The organism is Streptomyces bikiniensis (assembly GCF_000716625.1).
Lineage (GTDB): Bacteria > Actinomycetota > Actinomycetes > Streptomycetales > Streptomycetaceae > Streptomyces > Streptomyces bikiniensis.
Genome location: NZ_JNXJ01000001.1, coordinates 286,888 through 302,922, shown reverse-complemented (window position 1 = coordinate 302,922; position 16,035 = coordinate 286,888). Strand labels below are relative to the sequence as shown.

Annotated in this window: 15 protein-coding genes and 1 pseudogene; 10 read left to right on the top strand and 6 right to left on the bottom strand. The window is 75.7% G+C overall.

The features are described 5' to 3' along the window. Positions 1 to 351: 351 nt before the first annotated feature. Positions 352 to 549: a hypothetical protein gene (locus OO47_RS01185; RefSeq protein ID WP_030211685.1), complete on the top strand. Its 198-nt coding sequence runs from the start codon at positions 352 to 354 to the stop codon at positions 547 to 549. Positions 550 to 607: 58 nt separating this feature from the next. Next, positions 608 to 1,474, top strand: a complete 867-nt coding sequence (locus tag OO47_RS01180) for a polysaccharide deacetylase family protein (protein ID WP_030211683.1) — start codon at positions 608 to 610, stop codon at positions 1,472 to 1,474. Positions 1,475 to 1,480: 6 nt separating this feature from the next. Here the strand turns inward: OO47_RS01180 and OO47_RS01175 are convergent, their stop codons facing one another. The 3 genes from OO47_RS01175 to OO47_RS37145 are packed head-to-tail and all read right to left on the bottom strand — an operon-like array spanning position 1,481 to position 3,250. Continuing rightward, positions 1,481 to 1,678 (bottom strand): hypothetical protein, encoded by a 198-nt coding sequence (locus OO47_RS01175; protein WP_030211680.1) that lies wholly within the window; start codon positions 1,676 to 1,678, stop codon positions 1,481 to 1,483. Positions 1,679 to 1,733: 55 nt separating this feature from the next. Further along, positions 1,734 to 2,384 (bottom strand): hypothetical protein, encoded by a 651-nt coding sequence (locus tag OO47_RS37150; RefSeq protein WP_030211678.1) that lies wholly within the window; start codon positions 2,382 to 2,384, stop codon positions 1,734 to 1,736. Beyond that, entirely contained in the window at positions 2,381 to 3,250 is an 870-nt protein-coding gene (locus OO47_RS37145; RefSeq protein WP_030211677.1) for an ABC transporter ATP-binding protein, read from the bottom strand. The genes OO47_RS37150 and OO47_RS37145 overlap by 4 nt, the downstream gene beginning before the upstream one ends. A 123-nt stretch (positions 3,251 to 3,373) precedes the next feature. On the opposite strand from OO47_RS37145, the gene OO47_RS01160 reads away from it, so the two are divergent. The 3 genes from OO47_RS01160 (at position 3,374) to OO47_RS01150 (ending at position 6,775) form a co-directional block, all read left to right on the top strand. Continuing rightward, a complete protein-coding gene (locus tag OO47_RS01160; protein ID WP_030211676.1) occupies positions 3,374 to 4,057 on the top strand; it encodes a peptidyl-tRNA hydrolase in 684 nt (227 codons plus the stop codon). A gap of 121 nt (positions 4,058 to 4,178) precedes the next feature. Beyond that, on the top strand, positions 4,179 to 5,735 hold the full coding sequence (locus OO47_RS01155) for a DUF692 domain-containing protein (protein ID WP_030211675.1): 1,557 nt from the start codon (positions 4,179 to 4,181) through the stop codon (positions 5,733 to 5,735). A gap of 2 nt (positions 5,736 to 5,737) precedes the next feature. After that, positions 5,738 to 6,775, top strand: coding sequence for a TIGR04222 domain-containing membrane protein (locus tag OO47_RS01150; RefSeq protein WP_051715805.1), 1,038 nt, complete (start codon positions 5,738 to 5,740; stop codon positions 6,773 to 6,775). 200 nt (positions 6,776 to 6,975) lie between these two features. On the opposite strand, the gene hemQ is transcribed toward OO47_RS01150, so the two are convergent. Both hemQ and hemG read right to left on the bottom strand, forming a co-directional pair. After that, on the bottom strand, positions 6,976 to 7,689 hold the full coding sequence (hemQ, locus tag OO47_RS01145) for a hydrogen peroxide-dependent heme synthase (RefSeq protein ID WP_030211673.1): 714 nt from the start codon (positions 7,687 to 7,689) through the stop codon (positions 6,976 to 6,978). Positions 7,690 to 7,706: 17 nt separating this feature from the next. Further along, positions 7,707 to 9,203, bottom strand: a complete 1,497-nt coding sequence (gene hemG / locus OO47_RS01140) for a protoporphyrinogen oxidase (RefSeq protein ID WP_030211666.1) — start codon at positions 9,201 to 9,203, stop codon at positions 7,707 to 7,709. Positions 9,204 to 9,341: 138 nt separating this feature from the next. Here hemG and OO47_RS01135 point away from each other — a divergent pair, with 138 nt between their 5' ends. Both OO47_RS01135 and OO47_RS01130 read left to right on the top strand, forming a co-directional pair. After that, positions 9,342 to 10,418 carry a DUF4349 domain-containing protein gene (locus OO47_RS01135; RefSeq protein WP_051715803.1) on the top strand — a complete coding sequence of 359 codons (1,077 nt, stop codon included), beginning with the start codon at positions 9,342 to 9,344 and terminating at the stop codon, positions 10,416 to 10,418. A gap of 10 nt (positions 10,419 to 10,428) precedes the next feature. Next, positions 10,429 to 11,817, top strand: coding sequence for an FAD-dependent oxidoreductase (locus OO47_RS01130; RefSeq protein ID WP_030211663.1), 1,389 nt, complete (start codon positions 10,429 to 10,431; stop codon positions 11,815 to 11,817). Between the two features lie 129 nt (positions 11,818 to 11,946). Here OO47_RS01130 and hemE read toward each other — a convergent pair whose 3' ends face one another. Then, positions 11,947 to 13,023 carry a uroporphyrinogen decarboxylase gene (gene hemE / locus OO47_RS01125; protein ID WP_030211662.1) on the bottom strand — a complete coding sequence of 359 codons (1,077 nt, stop codon included), beginning with the start codon at positions 13,021 to 13,023 and terminating at the stop codon, positions 11,947 to 11,949. Between the two features lie 121 nt (positions 13,024 to 13,144). On the opposite strand from hemE, the gene OO47_RS01120 reads away from it, so the two are divergent. The 3 genes and pseudogenes from OO47_RS01120 to OO47_RS01110 all read left to right on the top strand — a co-directional run bounded on the left by OO47_RS01120 (position 13,145) and on the right by OO47_RS01110 (position 15,905). Continuing rightward, complete coding sequence (locus OO47_RS01120; protein ID WP_030211660.1) at positions 13,145 to 13,840, top strand: DUF3000 domain-containing protein; 696 nt, start codon at positions 13,145 to 13,147, stop codon at positions 13,838 to 13,840. Between the two features lie 267 nt (positions 13,841 to 14,107). Continuing rightward, positions 14,108 to 14,626, top strand: a pseudogene (locus tag OO47_RS34555) (response regulator); the annotation flags it as partial. Further along, positions 14,622 to 15,905 (top strand): HRDC domain-containing protein, encoded by a 1,284-nt coding sequence (locus OO47_RS01110; protein WP_030211653.1) that lies wholly within the window; start codon positions 14,622 to 14,624, stop codon positions 15,903 to 15,905. The pseudogene OO47_RS34555 and the gene OO47_RS01110, both read left to right, overlap by 5 nt. The last annotated feature ends 130 nt before the right edge of the window (positions 15,906 to 16,035 follow it).

The following is a 16,035-nucleotide window of genomic DNA, read 5'->3' as shown; positions in this document are numbered from 1 at the left end:
CGTGCTCCTCGACCTCCCTGACCAGCCGGTCGACGAACTCCTGGGGCGCCGGCCTCCGGCCGCTCAGATAACGGGAGACGGCGGACTTGTCGAGGTGGACGCGGTACGCGTACTGGGTCCGCGTGAATGCCCAGTCTGTCGAAGAGGCCGGTCAACTCGTTGCCGAGGGCCGCGACTTCGGCGATCCCGCCCCGCTCGACCTCCGCCGGTCCGCCCCGCGTACGCGCCACTCCGGTCATGGTGCTCCTCCCCCGGCCCCGTTGACACCGCACCGGCAACGGTTGCGGCTTTCGCCACGTACCCGACCCGGCCGACGGTGAGGACTCGTCCACCTCCTGCCGAAGGAATCCGATGCTCACCCTCCGCCGGGCCCAGCGCGCCCTGATCGTCCTCGTCGCGACCGTCCCCCTGCTCCTCGTGACGCTCGCCTTCCTGCCCGCCCCGGCCGTCCTCCCCTTCCGCCGCGAGCGGGCCGCGCACGCCCAGGCGATGGTGCGCCGGCTCAGCGCGTGGACCCGGGTGCTGCTCCTGTCGAGTCGCGAGCGATAAACCGTCCGAAAACCATCTGATCAGATAACTTCCGGTTGTGAACATTTATGTACGAAAAGTGGCGGTGCTCGGTCTTCTGGGCGCCACCCTCACCGGCTGCGGCGGGGGGGCCGTCCCGGAGGCCGCGCACGCGCCGGCAGCCGTCGACACCCCCGCCCCCCGGGCGAGCACGACCGCCGCCGCCCGCCCCAAGCCCGGCGCCGGGCCCGCCGCCGCGCCGACCATGGCGCCCGGACCCGACGGACTCACGCCCGTCTACACGCGCCGGGCCGCGGCCTCCCCGCGGAGCGCCGAGAAGGTCGTGGCGCTCACCTTCGACGCCGACATGACGGCGGACCAGGGCCCCAGGGCCGCGCGCGGCGAGCGGTTCGACAACCCGGAGCTCATCGCGACCCTGCGCCGCCTGAAGGTGGACGCGACCGTCTTCATGACGGGCCGCTGGGCCGAGGAGTACCCGGACCAGGCCCGGTCCATCGGGAGCGACCCGCTCTTCGAGATCGCCAACCACTCGTACAGCCACCACGCCTTCGCCTCCCCCTGCTACGGCCTGCCCGCCGTCGCCGGGCCCGACATGGCGGCGGACGTGCGGCGCGCCTTCGACGCCTTCCGGGACGCGGGAGCCCTCAACGTCGTCCCGTACTTCCGCTTCCCCGGCGGCTGCTACGACGACGCGGCCCTGCGCGCCCTCGGTCCAGCCGGGGTGACGGCGGTCCAGTGGGACGTGGTCGGCGGGGACGCCTTCGCGAAGGACGCGGACGCGGTCGCCGAGCAGGTGCTCGACGGCGTCGAGCCCGGCTCGCTCGTGGTCCTGCACTGCACGCGGAGCGCCGCGCCCGCCACCGAGCGGGCGGTCCGCCGGATCGTCCCGGAACTGCGGGCCCGCGGCTACCGCTTCGTGAAGGTCTCGGAGCTGATGAGGGGCTGAGGGATCTCAGCCCGAGCAGGCCGTGCGCTGGGCCTCCTGCCACTCGCACACCGGGCAGAGCGTGATGCCCTTGGCCGACTCCGGGTACTCGGTCGGCTCCCGGCACAGCACGCAGGCGGCGAAGGGCCCCTCGGCGGCCGGCTCGGGCCCCGGGGCGGGCTCGGGGGTGCAGTACGACGCGGAGACGTGCGTGGACTCGGTCATACGTCCGAGCGTACTCCCGGCGCGCTCCCTGAAGGCGTGCTCACTCCGGGCGTGCTCACTCCAGGCGCGCCGTGGCACGGCAGGAGAGGAGCGCCGCCGTCGCCGCGAGGAGCAGGGCGCCCGCGAAGGCGGGCCAGGGCGGGACGGCGGTCGCCGTGCGGGCCCCGGCGGTCAGGGCCGTCATGGCGTGCTTCGCCGGGGAACCGGTGACCACGAAGGCGAGGAGGGAGCCGAGGACCAGGGCCGAGAGGGACCAGCCGGAGGCCTTGAGGAAGGGCCGGGAGGCCAGCGCGCCCACGGCGGCGCCCGTGAGGGCGCAGGCCAGTGCGGCGAGGAGCCCGGTGACGGCCGCGGCGGGGGCGGCGATCCCGCGCCGGTCGCTCACGAGCGTCACGAGGAGGACGGCGGCCGTGCCGGGCAACAGCGGCCAGGCGGTCCCGGCGAGGAACGCCGCGAGGTGGGCGCGGTTCCGGCCGGCGGCGGCCGCGACCGCGTTCCGCGCGGCGGGCGGCTCCTGGGTGAGGCAGATCCGTACCGTCCAGGCCGTCACCGGGAGCAGGGCGGCGGCGGTGAACCCGAGCGCGTCGAGCACCGGTTCGGCCGCCCGGACGCCGACGCCGATGAAGACCGCGTACAGGAGGAGCGGCGCGAGCCACCGCTGGGAGCGGAAGAGGAGGCCCGACTGGTAACGGAGCAGCGCGGTCATATCCGTACGCCTCCTTCGGGGATGCCGGGGACTCCGGGGACACCGGTCTTCGCCGTACGGAGCCGGTGGACGTGCCAGGAGGCCGCGAGGAGCGCTCCGAGGAGGGCGTCGGAGTGGGCCGCGTCCACGGTGAGGACGGTGGTGCCGTCGGGTCCGGGCGCGACGGCCGGGTCTCCCGGCAGCCGGCCGGGGAGCGCGGACCCGCCGGAGACGGTGATCAGCACGCGGGCCCCGGACGGCTCCGCCGCGGTCTCCCGCCCCGGCCGTACCCGTCCCGCCTCCACCGCGTACACCGCGCTCGCCTCGCCCCGCAGCCGGCGCGGGTCGTGGTCGACGAAGACGACCGTCGCGCCCGCCGCGACGCGTGCGCGGACGGCGGCGTCGAGCACGGCGCGGGCTCCGGCGTCGAGGCCGGTCCAGGCCTCGTCGAGGACGAGGAGGGCCGGATCGGCGAGGAACGCCTGCGCGACGGCGACCTTCTGGCTGGTGCCCTTGGAGAGCTCCGCGAGCCCGGTGCGGGCGTGCCCACCGGCCCCGAGGCGCTCCAGCCACTCCCCCGCGCGGGCCCGGGCGGCCGCCCGGCCGAGGCCCTGGACGCGGCCGAGATGGACCAGGTAGCCGAGGGCGGTGAACGGCAGGGCGGCGGGGAAGCGTTCGGGGACGTACGCGGTGCGGGCGGGCCGTCCGGTGACGCGCCCCTCGGTGGGCGCGTCGATGCCGGCGAGCAGCCGGAGCAGGGTGGACTTGCCGGTGCCGTTGGCGCCGGTGACCCGGACGAGGGCGGCGGCGGGCAGGTCGAGGTCGATCCCGCGCAGCGCCCACGGCCCCCGCACACCGTACCGGCGTCCGACCTTCTCCAGCCTCAACCGGCCGTTCCCCCGGGCGGACCGCCCCCTGGCGGAAAGGTCGCTCCTCATGGGGGCATCCTGGCGTGGAGGCGGCGGTCTCCACAAAACCGCTCGTCACGGCGCCGGTGGCAGACTTGCCCGGTGAGCAGCGATGAGACCGGTTCCCGCGACGAGAAGCCGCAGTTCGTCCTCCCCCTGGTGGTGCGGATCGAGCGCGACGCGCCCCCGGCCCGTACCGACGCCCTGGAGACCGCGGCGCGGGCCGTCCTGGAGATCCTGACCGACGGGCGCTCCACCGGCGAGGGCGAGTGGGCACGGGCCGTGAGCGACTGGCAGGACGCCCGGATCCGCAAGGTGGTGCGCCGGGCGCGCGGCGCCGAGTGGCGGCGGGCGTGCGCGCTCCCGGGCATCACGGTCACCGGCGCGGAGGCGGAGGTACGGGTCTTCCCGCCGGTCCCGCTCGACGGCTGGCCCAAGGACCTGGCCCGCCTCCAGGTCTCGGGCACCGACCTGGACGACCCGGCCGCCCCCGGCCCCGTGCCGGAGGGGGCGGCGGTCCTCTGGTTCAACCCCGACCTCGCCATGTCGGCCGGCAAGTCGATGGCCCAGGCGGGCCACGGCGCCCAGCTGCTCTGGTGGGCCATGCCGGAGGCCGGCCGCACGGCCTGGCGCGAGGCGGGCTTCCCCCTCGCCGTCCGCACCGCCCCGGCCGCCGACTGGCCCGCCCTCGCCACGAGCGGCCTCCCGGTCGTCCGCGACGCGGGCTTCACCGAGATCGCCCCGGGCTCGGCCACGGTGGTGTCGGCGTTCCCCCGGACCCACTGAGACGGCCGCCGGAGGCTCCGGGCCCCGAAACCTCAAATGAAGCTCTGAACGTCCCCCTCCCGGGGTTCGGACGTCCCCGCGTGGGCCATCACTGGGGAACTGAGGACCGAAGGAGGGGGACATGACGGAACTCGGCATCGGCATCGGCTGGCGTCCCGAGATCGCGGAGGCGGTGGAGGGGCTGGCCGGGGTGGACTGGGTGGAGGTCGTCGCGGAGAACATCTGCGCGGACCACCTGCCCGACTCCCTGGCCCGGCTGCGGCGGCGCGGCGTCACGGTCGTGCCGCACGGCGTGTCGCTGGGGCTCGGCGGCGCGGACCGGCCCGACCCCGCGCGGCTCGCGGCGCTCGGCGAGAAGGCGGTGGCGCTGGGAGCGCCGCTGGTCACGGAGCACATCGCGTTCGTACGGGCCGGGGGGACGCTCACGGCGTCCCCGGCGCTGGAGGCGGGCCACCTGCTCCCCGTGCCCCGCACCCGCGACGCCCTCGACGTGCTCTGCGAGAACGTGCGCATCGCGCAGGACGCGCTGCCCGTGCCGCTCGCCCTGGAGAACATCGCCGCCCTGATCTCCTGGCCGGGCGAGGAGATGACGGAGGGGCAGTTCCTCGCGGAGCTGGTGGAGCGCACCGGGGTACGGCTCCTCATCGACGTCGCCAACCTGCACACCAACCGCGTCAACCGCGGCGAGGACCCGGCCCGCGCCCTGTCCGAGCTGCCCGTCGAGGCCATCGCGTACGTGCACGTGGCGGGCGGCGTCGAGCGGGACGGCGTCTGGCACGACACGCACGCCCATCCGGTGCCCCGTCCGGTCCTCGACGTCCTCGCCGACCTGGCGTCCCGGGTCTCGCCGCCCGGGGTCCTCCTGGAGCGGGACGACGACTTCCCTCCGGCGGAGGAGCTGGCGGAGGAACTGGCCGTGATCCGGGCGACGCTGGCGGGCGCGTCGGTGACCGGGACGTCGGTGGCCGGGGCATCGGTGACCAGGGCATCGGTGACCGGAGCATCGGCCGGGGCGCCCGTCCGGCGTGGCGCGGCGGCGGGGAAGCCTGCCGGTCGGCCGCTGCTCATCGGCGCCGGTGCCCGCGTCTCCGGCGGGCCGATGCCCGCCGTCCCGGACGCGGCCCTCCCGGTGCCGGAGGCGGTCGCACCCGTGCGTGGCGGGAGCGGGAGCGGGGACGAGGGCGCGCGGCAGCGGTCCGGGGCAGCCTCCGGTTCCGGCTCTGGTTCGGGCTCCGCCTCCGGCTCCGGTTCCGGCTCCGGTTCCGTCGAAGGCGCGCGGCAGCGGCTCGGGCTCGCGCAGGCCTCGCTGCTCTCGGCGCTCGTCGCCGGGACGCCCGTGCCCGAGGGGTTCGACAGCCGGCGGATCGGGGTGCAGGGCCGGGCACTCGCCGCCAAGCGGGCCGGTGTGGTCGCCAAGGTCGCGCCGGAGCTGCCGGGGATCCTGGGCCGGGAGTTCCGGCCCGCCTTCCTCGCGTACGCCAGGTCCCGTCCCATGAGCGGCGGCTACCGCCGGGACGCGCTCGACTTCGCCGAGCACCTGCTGCTCGCCGGGCGCCCGGAGGACCCGGCCGCGCACCGCCTGCTCACCCGGTGGTGGCAGGACCGTTCCGGCAGTCGCCCGCCGGGCCCCGCCGCGCGGCTCGTCCGGGCCGTCCGCCACGCACTCGTACGGAGATGACCATGGGCCCCCTGATCGCCCTGTACTACCTCGTGGCCGCCGTCGCCGTCGCCGTCCTGGTCACCCGGGTGGTCCGGTCCCGCCGCGGTTCGGGCGGGCCGGTCCACGACCGGTACGAGGCCGCCTTCCTCAACGGCGGGCCCGCCCGGGTCGCCGACAGCGCCCTCGCGGCCCTCCACGCGGACGGCCGGATCGCGGTCGGCGGGCCCGGCATCGTGGCCGTCGTCCGTCCCACCGCGCGCGACCTGGTGGAGCGCGCGGTGCTCCAGGAGCACGCCGCCGCCCCGCACGGGGCCCTGCACCACCTGCGGTTCGCCGTGATGCGGCACCCTGCGGTGCAGGAGATCGGCGACGGGCTCGCGGAGCGCGGGCTGCTCGTGGACCCGGCGGTGCGGCGCGTCACGAACCGGTGGTGCGTCGTGGTCGGCCTCGCGGCGTTCGTCCTGTTCCCGGTCTCGTTCTTCTTCACGATCGCCGGCTTCGCCATGAGCGACGGGTTCTCGGTGCCGTTCACCTTCAAGGTGGTCCCGGCGCTGTTCGCGATGGGCGTCGCGGCCGCCGTCTGCGGTTCGGCCTCCACCGGGCGGATCACCCCGGCCGGCCGGCAGGCGCTCGCCGGGTACGTCCGCGAGCGGGGGCACCTCGCGGACGCGGGCCGCCTCGTGGCCCTGCACGGACTGCGGGCGCTGCCCGACCCCGTACTCCGGGAGCAGCTTCTCGCCGCGGCCCGCGTCAACGGGCCGCGGAGGCCCGGCCGCGGCGGGCGTTCGGGGCCGTTCCCGCACCACCGCTCCTCCTCGTCCCCCTCGGGCGCGGACGCGCTCGGCGTGGTCACCGTGTGGTGCGCGGACTCCGGCTCGTGCGGCGGAGGGGACGGGGGCGGCCGGGGCTCCTGCTCGTCGGGCTCGTGCTCCTCCGGTTCCTGCTCCTCCGGCCCCGGGTCCTCCGGGTCCTGCTCGGGAGGGGGGTCGAGCTGCGGCGGGAGCTCCAGCTCGTGTTCGAGCTCCAGCTCCAGTTCGTGTTCGAGCTCCAGCAGCTGACCGCCCGTACCGCCCGTGCCGCCCGGAAGAGGCCCGGAAATGACGCCGGTGCGGCGCGCGTGACGCGCGCCGCACCAGGAGCCGGACCCGGTGTCGCTGGAGCGGCGGGCGGATGGTTTCCGCCGGCCGTCTGATCTTCCGGGTCGGGGGATGGCGCGCCCGGCCGGGAGCCGGACCGCCACCAGGTTTTCGTACGGCCGTCAGGCCAGGCCCGCCACCAGGTCGGCGACGCTCTTGCGGCGACCGGTGTAGAACGGGACCTCCTCGCGGACGTGCATCCGCGCCTCGGAGGCGCGCAGGTGGCGCATGAGGTCCACGATGCGGTGCAGCTCGTCGGCCTCGAAGGCGAGGATCCACTCGTAGTCGCCGAGCGAGAAGGAGGCGACCGTGTTGGCACGGACGTCCGGGTAGCCGCGGGCCATCTTGCCGTGGTCGGCGAGCATCCGGCGACGGTCCTCGTCCGGCAGCAGGTACCAGTCGTACGAGCGGACGAAGGGGTAGACCGAGACGTAGTCGCGCGGGTTCTCGTCGGCCAGGAAGGCCGGGATGTGCGACTTGTTGAACTCGGCCGGGCGGTGCAGCGCCATGTTCGACCAGACCGGCTCCAGGGCGCGGCCCAGGCGGGTACGGCGGAAGAGGTTGTACGCCTCCTGGAGCTCGTCGCTCGTCTCGGCGTGCCACCAGATCATGACGTCGGCGTCGGCGCGCAGACCGGACAGGTCGTACGTGCCGCGGATCGTGACGTCCTCGGCCGCGAGCCGGTCGAACAGCTCCTGGACCTCGTCGGCGTAGCCGCTCCGGTCCTCGGGCAGGGCGTCGCGCAGCTTGAAGACGGACCACAGGGTGTAGCGGATGACCTCGTTGAGGTCCTTCGCCTTCTTACCGGCGTTCGGGATCTTTTCGGGCGCACTCATGCGCCTATTCTCGCCCGTCACGAGGAGTGCCCCGCACCGGGGGCCGCCGTTTCCGGCGTGGCGATGATCTCGTCGCCGGAACCGGCGGCTCCGCCGGTGAGCCCGGCCGCGATCGCGTCGGCCGCGCGGTGCGCCGAGGCGATGCAGGCGGGGACGCCGACGCCGTCGTACGCGGCGCCCGCGATCCGCAGTCCGGGCAGGGCGGCGACGGCCTCGCGGGCGCGGGCGACGCGGGCGAGGTGGCCGACCGGGTACTGGGGCAGGCCGCCGGTCCAGCGGGTGACCGTGGTGGCGACCGGGCGGGCGCCGAGGCCGACGGCGGCGGCGAGGTCCTCGAGGGAGGCGCCGACGAGGTCGGCGTCCTCGCGGCGCAGCTGCTCCTCCTCGCCGTGGCGGCCGACGGAGGTGCGGAGCACGAACAGGTCGGGGGCGGCGTCGGCCACCCACCGCCACTTCTGCGAGGAGAAGGTGGAGGCCTTGATCGTGCGGCCGTCGACGGGGGGCACGAGGAAGCCGGAGCCGGCCGGGAGGGAGACGTCCGAGCGGCGGAACGCGAGGGTGACCAGGGCCATGGAGGCGTACTCGATCGCGCCGAGCTCGCGCGCGGCGGCGGGGGCGTGCTCCGCGAGGAGGGCGGCGGCGGGCCCGGCCGGGGTGGCGAGGACGACGGCGTCGGCGGTGAGGACCCGGTCGCCGGCCACGACCTGCCAGCCGGTGGCCCCGGTGCGGCGCAGGGCCGTCACGGGGGCGTTCGGGACGATCTCGCCGCCGGCGGCGCGGACCGCGTCGGCGACCGCGCCGGGCAGGGTGCCGACGCCGCCCTCGACACCGGCGAAGACGGAGCCGCCGAGGCCGGTGGCGGCGCCCGCCGCGTCGGCCGGAACGGCGGCGCCGGCCCGCTGGACGGCGCGGACGGCGTCGGTGAGCGCGGGGTGCTCGCGGGCGGCCTCGAAGAGGGCGGGGACGGCGGCCTTCATGGAGATGCGGTGGGCGTCCCCGGCGTACACCCCGCCGAGGAGGGGTTCCACGAGGCGGTCGACCACCTCGTGGCCCATGCGGGCGGCGACGTACGCGCCGATGGCGACGTCGTCCCCGATCCCGGTGGGCGGCAGGTCGGGGTCGGCGGCGACCCGGCGCACGCCCTCCTCGGAGAGCAGGCCCTCGACCGCGCGGGCGTCGCCGGGGACGCCCATGACGTGCCCCTTCGGCATGGGGACGAGCTCGCCCCTGGACCAGACGGACGCGGTGGTGGTGGCGGGGGCCTGGAGCCGGTCGCCGAGGCCGACGGCGCGGGCGAGGGCGACCGCCTCGGGGCGGCGGGCGAGCAGCGACTCGGCACCGAGGTCCACGGGCGCGCCCGCGATCTCCCCGGCGAGGAGCTTGCCGCCGAGCCGGCCGTCCGCTTCGAGGAGGGTCACCCGGTGGCCGGCGAGGGCCAGCCGGTGGGCGGCGGCGAGGCCGGTGATCCCGCCCCCGGCGACGACGACGTGGGGTCCCGTGGTGTCCGCGTTCATGGGGCCACTCTCTCAAACCGCCCGTCCTCTCCCGTTCCGAGGCCGGACCGTGACCGCATCGCTACCGGCGAACGGCAACCCGCGCCGCCGGGTCGTACGTCAAAGGGGCATCGATCGTCACCACCTTGGGGGGTTCCCGTGCGGAGAGCGAGTACGACGGCCGCCGTCCTGCTGACGGCGTCACTGGTCCTGACGGGCTGCGGCGCGGGCGGGTCGGACGCGGACGGCAAGGCGGCGGGGGCGCGGGCGGAGAAGCCCGCCGACCGGGCGCCGGGCGGGGGCGCGGCGGACGGCTCCTCGGGGGCCTCGTCGGGGTCGGGACCGGGGGCCGGGTCCGCGTCCGGCTCGGGCTCCGGTTCCGGGTCCGGTTCCGGTTCCGGGAAGGCCGCGGCGAAGGCGCCGGCCCCGCAGCACGTCATCCGCACCGCCTCGCTGTCCGTGGAGGTCGCGGACGCGGCGAAGGCCCTGGCCACGGCCCGGGCGGCGGCGGTGGAGGCGGGCGGACGGGTCGAGAACGAGTCGACGGAGCGGGTGGACGACGCGTACCTCGCCTCGCGGATCGTGCTGCGGGTGCCGCAGGAGGAGTACGACTCCGTCCTCGCCGAACTGGCGGGCACCGGGAAGCTGCTGGGCCGCAAGGCCGACGCCCAGGACGTCACCGACCAGGTGGTGGACGTGCAGAGCCGGATCGCCACCCAGCGGGCCAGTGTGGCGCGGGTGCGGGAGCTGATGGACCGGGCGGACGAGCTGTCCGACGTGGTGACCCTGGAGGCCGAGCTGAGCCGGCGTCAGGCGGACCTGGAGGCGCTGCTCGCGCAGCAGTCCTCGCTGAAGGACCGGACGTCGCTGGCGACGATCACCCTCCAGCTCACCGAGAAGCGGAAGGAGAAGCCGGAGGACGAGGAGCCGGAGGAGGAGGGCCGCCCCGGTTTCCTGGACGCCCTGAGCGGCGGCTGGAACGCCCTGGTCGGGGTGGCGGCCTGGTTCCTGGTGGTGCTCGCGGCCCTGGCCCCGTGGCTCGCGGTCGGCCTGGTCGCCCTCGTCCTCTGGCGCCGGCTGATCCGCCCCCGGCTCGCCGCCCGCCGCCCCGCGCCGGTGCCGGGGCCGCGTCCCGGTGACGCCGGGGCCGGGCGGAACGCCGCCGGGGCGCCCGTGGGCCCTGAAGCCCCGGAGACCGGAAAGGCCCCGGAGACCGGAGGGGCCGGGGAGAAGTAGCGTCGTCCCCATGAGCGAACGACTGGTGGTCATCGGTGGCGACGCGGCGGGCATGTCCGCCGCGTCGCAGGCGCGCAGGCTCAAGTCCCCCGGGGAGCTGGAGATCGTCGCCTTCGAGCGCGGGCACTTCTCCTCGTACTCGGCCTGCGGCATCCCCTACTGGGTCGGCGGGGACGTCGGCTCGCGCGACGAGCTGATCGCCCGCTCCCCCGAGGAGCACCGGGCCCGCGCCATCGACCTGCGGACGCGCACCGAGGTGACGGAGATCGACGTCGAGCGGCAGCGGGTCCGCTCCCGGGACCTGGAGTCCGGTACGGAGGAGTGGACCGGCTTCGACAAGCTGGTGATCGCGACGGGGGCGCGGCCGCTGCGCCCGCCGGTGCCGGGGATCGACGCGCCCGGGGTGCACGGCGTGCAGAACCTGGACGACGGCCAGGCCCTGATCGACGCGCTCTCCCGTGGGGAGGGCTCCGGTGCGGAGGGGCGGCGGGCGGTGGTGATCGGCGCCGGGTACATCGGCGTGGAGATGGCCGAGGCGCTCCTCAACCGGGGGTACGGGGTGACCGTCCTCAACCGCAGCGAGCAGCCGATGGCGACCCTCGACCCGGACATGGGCCGGCTCGTGCACGCGGCGATGGACGGGCTCGGGATCAGGACGGTCAACTCGGCGGCGGTCACGGAGGTCCTGACCGGCCCCGGCGGCCGGGTCCGGGCGGTGGCGACGGACGAGGAGGAGTACCCGGCGGACGTGGTGGTCCTGGGCACGGGCGTACGGCCGGAGACCGCGCTCGCCGAGGAGGCGGGGCTGCCGCTCGGGGCGCACGGCGGGCTGCTCACCGATCTGGCGATGCGGGTGCGGGGGCACGGGAACGTCTGGGCGGGCGGCGACTGCGTCGAGGTCCTGGACCTGGTCTCGGGCCGGATGCGGCACGTGGCCCTCGGGACGCACGCGAACAAACAGGGCCAGGTCATCGGGTCGAACGTCGGCGGCGACTACGCGACCTTCCCGGGCGTGGTGGGCACGGCGGTGTCGAAGGTCTGCGACCTGGAGATCGCGCGGACCGGCCTGCGGGAGAAGGAGGCCCGGGAGGCGGGGCTGCGGTTCGTGACGGTGACGGTCGAGTCGACCAGCCGGGCGGGCTACTACCCGGGGGCCGCGCCGATGACGGTGAAGATGCTGGCCGAGCGGCGGACCGGGCGGCTGCTCGGGACGCAGATCGTGGGCCGGGAGGGCGCGGCGAAGCGGGTGGACGTGGCGGCGGTGGCGCTCACGGCCAGGATGACGGTGGAGGAGATGACGGCCCTGGACCTGGGGTACGCGCCGCCGTTCTCGCCGGTGTGGGACCCGGTGCTCGTCGCGGCCCGCAAGGCGACGGCGGCGGTCCGCGCGGCGGGCTGAGCACGGGAACGGCGACGGCCGCCGGGGGGTGTCCCGGCGGCCGTCGCGCGAGTGCTTCCCGGCGGTCGGCCGGTCGGCCGGTCGTGCGTGTACTCGGTCGTGCGCGTACTCGGCCGTGCTTCCCGGCGGTCAGACGGCCGTGTGCGTGTGCACGTACTCGACGAGGCGGGTCAGCGCGTCCGGGTCGGTGGTGGGCAGGACGCCGTGGCCCAGGTTGAAGACGTGCCCCTCCAGGCCCTTCGCGGCGGCCAGGACCTCGTCCGTCTTGGCCTCGACGGCCTCGCGGGAGGAGAAGAGGACGGCGGGGTCGAGGTTGCCCTGGAGCGCCTTGCCGGGGCCGACGCGGCGGGCGGCCTCGTCCAGCGGGACGCGCCAGTCGACGCCGACGACGTCCGCGCCCGCCTCGCCCATGAGGCCGAGCAGCTCGCCCGTGCCGACGCCGAAGTGGATGCGCGGGACGCCGTACCCGGCGACCGCGTCGAACACCTTCACGGAGGCGGGCATCACGGAGCGGCGGTAGTCGGCCGGCGCGAGGGCGCCGACCCAGGAGTCGAAGAGCTGCACGGCGGAGGCGCCGGCCTCGATCTGGACCTTGAGGAAGGCCGAGGTGATCCCGGCGAGGCGGTCGAGGAGGTCGGCCCAGAGCTGCGGGTCGCCGTACATGAGCGCCTTGGTGTGCTCGTGGTTGCGCGACGGACCGCCCTCGACGAGGTAGCTCGCGAGGGTGAAGGGCGCGCCGGCGAAACCGATGAGCGGGGTGTCGCCCAGCTCGCCGGTGAGCATGCCGATGGCCTCGGTGACGTAGTGGACGTCCTCGGGGGTCAGGTCGCGCAGCCGGGCCAGGTCGGCGCGGGTGCGGATCGGGTCGGCGACGACCGGGCCGACGCCGGGCTTGATGTCGAGGTCGATGCCGATGGCCTTGAGGGGGACGACGATGTCGCTGAAGTAGATGGCGGCGTCGACCTTGTGGCGGCGTACCGGCTGGAGCGTGATCTCGGTGACCAGCTCGGGCCGCATGCACGACTCCAGCATGGGGACGCCCTCGCGGACCTTCAGGTACTCGGGGAGGGAGCGCCCGGCCTGCCGCATGAACCAGACGGGGGTGTGCGGCACCGGTTCGCGCCGGCACGCCTTGAGGAACGCGGAGTCGTGCGTCCGCGACTGCTGCTTCGTCTGCTGGCCCTGCGGGCTGTCGTTGGCACTCACGCCCAGAATCTTCGCACGGTCGGCACTCGCGCCCGGAATCTTCGCATGTGGCGGGAAGCCGCTCGTCCGGGCAGGGTGTCCCTCCCTGCACGAAAGCCCCGTTCCGCCTACTCTTCCCCGCATGGCTGCGGCTCAGGGACACTTTTCCGATCATTCCGACGGCGATCGAGGGACGGACGAAACGGCGGGCAGTACGGAGACGAACCCGGTGCCACCGGCTTTCCGGCGGGCGGTGGGGGCCTTGCGCTCGGCGCGGCTGCGGTCCGAGGTCGAGGTGGACCCGACCAGGCCGCCGCAGCGGCTGGCGCCGTACGCGTACGCGGTGGAGGCGGCCGTCGTGGACGGCGAGGAGGACCTGGCGGACGGGCGGCTGGTCCTGCTGCACGATCCGGACGGGCACGAGGCCTGGAAGGGAACGTTCCGCCTGGTGACGCTGGTGCGGGCGGAGCTGGAGCCGGAGATGGCGGCGGACCCGCTGCTGCCCGAGGTGTGCTGGTCCTGGCTGACGGGGGCCCTGGAGGCGCGGGGGCTCGCGTACGGGGAGGCGAGCGGGACCGTGACGATGGCGGGCTCGCACTACTTCGGCGGGCTCGCGGACCGGCGGCCGGCGACCCAGATCGAGATCCGGGCGTCCTGGACGCCGCGCGAGGGCCTGGGCGGGGTGCCGGACACGGGGGCGCACCTGGCGGCCTGGTGCGACCTGCTCTGCCAGATCGCGGGGCTGCCGCCCGCGCCGGTCGAGCCGGGGGCGGCGGGGACGGCCACGGGCGCGGGCGTCGTCTCGCTGCCGCAGCGGCGGGGGCCGCAGCAGGCCTGAGGGGTCCGGGGCGCTCCGGAACGCCACGCGGGACGTTCGCAAAGGCGCTCCGGGGCTCCCCCGGGAGGGTGAAGGAGCGGGGCCCGCTCGTAGGATGATCGATCAAGCGTCCGAATTGCCCTAATTGTTACTCACCAAATCGTGATCTTTCCCTAAAGGCGGGCGGCCCTGCTGCCGAAGGAGTCAGTGACCCCTTCACAGCACGGGTTCGCCCCCGGCTTCTTCCCCGAGCCGGCTCCGTCCCCCACCTTCCCCCCAGGAGGCCTGGTGTCCGTTCTCCTCGAGCAGCCCGCAAGCCTGGTCGCCTACCGCCCGAACAAGCCGACGGCCATGGTCGTCGTGGCCGACCCGCGCGTCCGTTCCACCGTGACCCGCCACCTGTGGGCCCTCGGAGTACGTGACGTGATCGAGGCGTCGTCCATCGCGGAGGCCCGTCCCCGCGTCGGCAACCCGCGCGACATCTGCGTTGCCGACGTCCACCTGCCCGACGGCAGCGGCCTGACCCTGCTGTCCGAGACCCGCGCCGCGGGCTGGCCCAACGGCCTCGCCCTCTCGGCCGCCGACGACATCGGCGCCGTGCGCAACGCCCTCGCGGGCGGCGTGAAGGGCTACGTCGTCACCGGCACCCGGACCAACATCGGTCACCCCACCCGCCCCGGCGCCGCCCCCATCGGCGCCGCGGCGGCCCGTCTGGGCCACCGCCGCCCCCCGGGTGCCCCGAGCCACCCGGGCGGCTACCGCGAGCTCTCCGGCCGTGACCGTTCACCGATACCCTTGACGGGTGACCGACGCCCAAGAGACCGCAGCAGACGCGGCACTGCGCACCACCGGGGGCGGCCCCCCGGACGACGACGTCCCTGCGAATGGGCTTCCGACCCCGTTGCTGGCGCCCCGCGAGGGGGTGCCGCCCGTCGTCGAGACCGAGGACGCGCTCGCGGAGGTGACCGCCGCCTTCGCCGCCGGGACCGGCCCCGTGGCCGTGGACGCCGAGCGCGCCTCCGGCTACCGCTACGGCCAGCGCGCCTACCTCGTCCAGCTCCGCCGCGCGGGCGCGGGCACCGCCCTGATCGACCCCGTCGGCTGCCCCGACCTCTCCGGGCTCGGCGAGGCCCTGGCCGGAACCGAGTGGATCCTGCACGCCGCCACCCAGGACCTGCCCTGTCTCCGTGACATAGGCATGCGGCCGACCTCGCTCTTCGACACCGAGCTGGCCGGGCGGCTCGCGGGCTTCCCGCGCGTCGGCCTCGGCGCGATGGTCGAGTCCGTCCTCGGCTACGCCCTGGAGAAGGGCCACTCCGCCGTGGACTGGTCGACCCGGCCGCTCCCCGAGCCCTGGCTGCGCTACGCGGCGCTCGACGTCGAACTGCTCGTGGACCTGCGGGACGCCCTGGAGGCGGAGCTCGACCGGCAGGGGAAGCTGGAGTGGGCGCGCCAGGAGTTCGACGCGATCGCCGCCGCCCCGCCCGCCCCGCCGCGCAAGGACCCGTGGCGGCGCACCTCCGGCATGCACAAGGTGCGCCGGCGGCGCCAGATGGCGGTCGTACGGGAGCTGTGGACGGCCCGCGACCGGGTGGCCCAGCGGCGCGACGTCTCCCCCGGCAAGGTGCTGAGCGACGCGGCGATCGTGGAGGCGGCGCTCGCGGTGCCGGTGAACCTGGCCGCGCTGACCGCGCTGACCGGTTTCGGCCACCGGATGGGCCGGCGCCAGCTGGAGCAGTGGCAGGCGGCGGTGGACCGGGCCAGGGCGCTGCCGGAGAGCGAGCTGCCCCAGCCGGGCCAGCAGCCGGCGGGGCCACCCCCGCCGCGCGCCTGGGCCGACAAGGACCCGGTGGCGGCGGCCCGCCTGTCGGCGGCGCGCGCGGCGGTCTCGGCGCTCGCGGAGGAGCTGAACCTGCCGCAGGAGAACCTGATCACCCCGGACACCGTGCGCCGGGTCTGCTGGGAGCCCCCGTCCCCGGCCGACCCCGACCGCGTCGCCGCCGCCCTGGCGGGGTACGGCGCACGCCCCTGGCAGGTGGAGCTGGTGGCCCCGCTCCTGGTGAAGGCGCTGGCGGCGACCGCGTAACCGCGCGAGTGCGACTCCCCCGCGGAGCTCCCGCACCCGGAAGGGTGACGGGGGCTCCGCCGTTTCCGGCCGTCTGCGGCAGAGTTCCCGGTGTGACCTTCGCCGCTTGGCCCCCAGGGGGTGGGCAGCA